The sequence below is a fragment of the Stenotrophomonas maltophilia genome (assembly GCF_013464915.1).
Lineage (GTDB): Bacteria > Pseudomonadota > Gammaproteobacteria > Xanthomonadales > Xanthomonadaceae > Stenotrophomonas > Stenotrophomonas maltophilia_AT.
Genome location: NZ_RAVT01000112.1, coordinates 1 through 359, shown reverse-complemented (window position 1 = coordinate 359; position 359 = coordinate 1). Strand labels below are relative to the sequence as shown.

The 359-nt window shown below is 58.5% G+C and carries 1 pseudogene; it reads left to right on the top strand.

The annotated features are described in order from the left end of the window. Window positions 1-18 precede the first annotated feature (18 nt). Window positions 19-359, top strand: a pseudogene (locus D7T59_RS21170) (NADH-quinone oxidoreductase subunit D); the annotation flags it as partial.

The following is a 359-nucleotide window of genomic DNA, read 5'->3' as shown; positions in this document are numbered from 1 at the left end:
GATCGGCGGGATACCGAGATCCGGAACTACGTGATGAACCTCGGCCCCCAACATCCTGCGGCACATGGGGTACTGCGCCTGGTGCTTGAGATGGATGGCGAGACCGTTGTGCGCGCGGATCCGCATGTGGGCCTGCTGCACCGGGGTACCGAGAAGCTGGCGGAGTCCAAGCCCTTCAACCAGTCCATCGGCTACATGGATCGGCTGGACTACGTATCCATGATGTGCAATGAACACGCCTACGTACGTGCGATTGAAACCCTTCTGGGAATCGAGGCGCCTATCAGGGCACAGTACATCCGCACGATGTTCGATGAGATCACCCGTATCCTCAATCACCTCATGAACATCGGAACGGG